The organism is Teichococcus deserti, assembly GCF_001982615.1.
In the GTDB taxonomy this organism is placed as follows: Bacteria; Pseudomonadota; Alphaproteobacteria; order Acetobacterales; family Acetobacteraceae; genus Pseudoroseomonas; species Pseudoroseomonas deserti.
Window position 1 is genome coordinate 1 of record NZ_MLCO01000297.1, and the last position, 3,664, is coordinate 3,664.

At 69.4% G+C, this 3,664-nt stretch carries 4 protein-coding genes; all 4 read left to right on the forward strand.

Annotated elements, in window-relative coordinates; genetic code table 11:
* Positions 1-1,036, forward strand: a 1,036-nt coding sequence (locus BKE38_RS24745; RefSeq protein ID WP_076959886.1) for an ABC transporter substrate-binding protein, incomplete at its 5' end; no start/stop codon positions are given.
* Positions 1,037-1,038: 2 nt separating this feature from the next.
* Positions 1,039-1,890 carry an ABC transporter permease gene (locus tag BKE38_RS24750; RefSeq protein ID WP_076959887.1) on the forward strand — a complete coding sequence of 284 codons (852 nt, stop codon included), beginning with the start codon at positions 1,039-1,041 and terminating at the stop codon, positions 1,888-1,890.
* Between the two features lie 29 nt (positions 1,891-1,919).
* On the forward strand, positions 1,920-3,134 hold the full coding sequence (locus tag BKE38_RS24755) for a M24 family metallopeptidase (RefSeq protein WP_076959888.1): 1,215 nt from the start codon (positions 1,920-1,922) through the stop codon (positions 3,132-3,134).
* A gap of 117 nt (positions 3,135-3,251) precedes the next feature.
* A partial coding sequence (locus BKE38_RS24760) for a class I SAM-dependent DNA methyltransferase (RefSeq protein WP_076959889.1) occupies positions 3,252-3,664 on the forward strand: 413 nt, incomplete at its 3' end.

The window sequence follows — 3,664 nt, forward strand, 5'->3', positions numbered from 1 at the left end:
CTCGCTTCCCCGACGCGGCCTGCTGCGCCTCGGCGCCGGCGCCGCGACGCTTCCCCTCATGCCGGCGATCGTCCGCGCCCAGGCCTCCGGCCGCTGCGTCGTCAGCACCTGGGGCGGCGATTACGGCAATCTGCTGACCGCCAATATCGAGGCCCCGCTGCTGCAGCCGAAGGGGATCGACTGCGTCCAGGATGCCGGCACCGAGCCGGCCCGCATCGCCAAGTCGATCGCCCAGCGCCGCCTGCCGCGCGGCAATGTGGACGTGATCTGCGTCCAGGCGCCCGCGGCCTATGACCTGGAGGCCGCCGGCATGCTGGAGCCGCTGGACGAATCCAGGGTGCCCAACCTGAAGCACGTCATGCCCAGCCTGAAGTCGGGGCAGTCGATCCCGCATATCTTCAGCCCGCAGGTGATCGCCTACAACCCGGAGCGCGTCACGACCCCGCCGACCACCTACTCGGACATCGAACTGGAACAGTTCCGCGGCAAGGTCGGCATCCTCGACAACAGCTATATCTGGGTCGCCATGGCGGCGGCGCTGAAATACAAGGGCGATGTCGGTGCCATCGACGCGGTGAAGCCGGAGCTCGAGCGGCTGGTGAAGTCCGGCGCCCATGCCTATACCTCGACCGAGGCCTTCGCACCCGCGATCAAGTCGGGCGAGATCGATCTCGGCCTGGTCTGGCATGCCCGCGTGCTGTTCTGGCAGAAGGGCGGGCTGGCGCTGCGCTCCGCCTTCCCGGCCGAAGGGTGTCTGACTTACGTCTCCAGCATGGGCGTGCTGAAGAACGCGCCGAACAAGGCCGCGGCCTTCGCCTATCTGAACGCCGCGCTGGAACCCGCGGCGCAGCGCGGCTTCGCGGCCAGCATGGGCTATCTGCCGACGGTCACCAATGCGCCGCTGGAGGGCGAGGTCGCCCAGCGCCTCGCCTTGCCGGAACCCGCGCCCAGGCTGATCCCGGCGAATTACGAACGGCTGGCGGCGACGCGCGACGACATGAACGAGTGGTGGCGCCGCCTGCTGGATCGTCGCTGACCATGCCGCGCCGCCAGGGCCTGACCGCCGCCCTTCTGGTCGGGCCGGCGACCGCCATCGTGCTGCTGTCGCTGGTGGCGCCGCTGGCCCTGCTGGCGCGCTACAGCCTGAACCAGTACGACCGCATGACCTTCATGAAGGAGGCCTTCACGGCGGAGAACTACCTGCGCTTCGTGACGGATCCCTTCTATGCCCGCGTGCTCTGGACGACGCTGTCCATCGCGCTGGTCACCACGGCGCTGTGCCTGGTGATCGGCTTCCCCATCGCCTATGGCCTGGCGCGGATGCAGAGCCGCTGGAAATCGACCGCGGTGCTGCTGGTGATCCTGCCGCTGTTCATCGGCAGCACGGTGCGCGCGCTCGGCTGGATCGGGCTGCTCGGGCGCGGCGGGCTGGTCGACAGCCTCTATGGCCTGGTGGTGCCGGGCGGCAGCGTCACCCTGCTCTACACCGCCTTCGCGGTGGGGCTGGGCATCCTGTCGATCAACCTGCCCTATATGATCCTGACCCTGCAGGGCGTGATCGAGGGCATCGACGCCCGGCTGGAGGAGGCCGCCGACAGCCTGGGCGCGACGCCGGGCCGCCGCTTCTGGCATGTCGTGCTGCCGCTGGCCCTGCCGGGCCTCGCCACCGGCGGCATCCTGGTCTTCATCCTGGCGATGAACGCCTATGCCACGCCCTTCCTGCTGGGCGGCGCGCGCTTCCAGATGATGGCGCCGATGCTCTACCGGGAATATGCCGTGAACAACAACTGGCCCTTCGCCGCCGCCATCGCCTTCATCCTGATGCTGACGACGCTGAGCCTGACCGCCGCCTCGACGCTGCTGCTGCAGCGCCGCTACCAGGGCGCCTGACGCCCGCCCGCCTGAGAGGAAACGACATCATGACGCTGGGCGTCGGTGGCTCGAGCTTTGCCGAGGAGCTGGACAAGCTCAAACCCATGACGGACGGCATCGTGCCGATCGCGGTCGCAGAATTCCAGGCCCGCATCGAGAAGGCGCAGGCGCTGCTGCGGGCCCAGGGCCTGGCGGCGCTCTATCTCGATACCTCGACCAGCCTGCACTACTTCACCGGCATCGAGCTGAAGCTGACCGAGCGGCTGCACGGCGCCATCATCCCGGCCGAGGGCGAGCTGGTCTATCTCAGCCCCGCCTTCGAGGAGCCGAAGACGCGCGAGCTGATGCGCTTCGGCAGCGATGTCCGCTGCTGGGAGGAGCATGAGGAGCCGACCGAGCTGGTGGTCGAGACGCTGCGCAGCATGGGGATGGAGAGCGGCAGCATCGCCCTCGACCCGGCGACGCCCTTCTTCATCGCCGACGGGCTGAAGCGCGCCGGCAACCGCTACACCTTTACCAGCGCGCGCGGCATCGCGGCGGCCTGCCGCCAGGTGAAGTCGGCCGCCGAGATCGCGCTGATGCAGCGGGCCATGGACATCACCATGACCGTCCACAAGGCCGCCGCCCGCGCGCTTCAGGTCGGCGTCACGACGACCGAGACAAAAGCCTTCCTGGAGCAGGCGCATCGCCGGCTGGGCATGTCGGCCACCTCCGGCGCGGTGCAGTTCGGCGAGGCCACCGCCTATCCGCATGGCGTTCCCTATCCGCAGACCCTGGCCGAGGGGGACATGGTGCTGATCGACATGGGCACCTGGGTGCAGGGCTATCGCTCCGACATCACCCGCACCTATGTCTTCGGCACGCCGACGGAGCGGCAGCGGCAGATCTGGAACATCGAGCGCGAGGCGGAGTTGGCCGGCTTTGCCGCCGCCCAGCTGGGCGCGCCCTGCGAGGCCGTGGATGCCGGCGCCCGGGCCGTCATCGAGAAGCACGGCTTCGGCCCCGGCTACAAGGTGCCCGGCCTGCCGCACCGCACCGGCCATGGCATCGGCCTCGACGTGCATGAGGAGGCCTTCATGGTGCGCGGCAACCGCCAGCCGCTGCTGGAGGGGATGTGCTTCTCGATCGAGCCGATGCTCTGCATCTATGGCGAGTTCGGCGTCCGGCTGGAGGACATCGCCTATATGACGGCCGAGGGCCCGCGCTGGTTCACGACGCCGTGCCCCTCGGTCGACGACCCCTTCGGCGACGAGGCGGGGTGATCGTTACAGGGCCATGCCCTGTCCTTCTGTTGAACGGAAAATCCGCTTCCTCCCCGCGGCTTGAGTGGACGGCGGGGTCGCTGGGCGCTTGCATCGGAGCGCATCAGGAGCCCGCGCTTGACCACCACCGTCCCCTCCCTGCCGGCCGCCTATTTCGAGGCGCTCTATGCCGGCGACCCTGACCCCTGGGACTTTCGCACCAGCGACTACGAGGCGGCGAAATACGCGGCCACCCTCGCCGCCCTGCCGCGGCCGCGCTATGCCGCGGCGCTGGAGGTCGGCTGCTCCATCGGCGTGCTGACAAAAATGCTGGCGCCACGCTGCGACCGGCTGCTGGCGATCGACGGCTCGGCCCGGGCGCTGGCGACGGCGCGGCGCGACTGCGGGCCCCTGCCCGGCCTCGCCTTCGAGCAGCGCGAGGTGCCGCGGCAATGGCCGGCGGGGCGCTTCGACCTGATCCTGCTCTCCGAGGTGATCTATTACTGGGACGCCGAGGACCTGGACCGCGTGGCCGGCCAATGCCGCCGCGC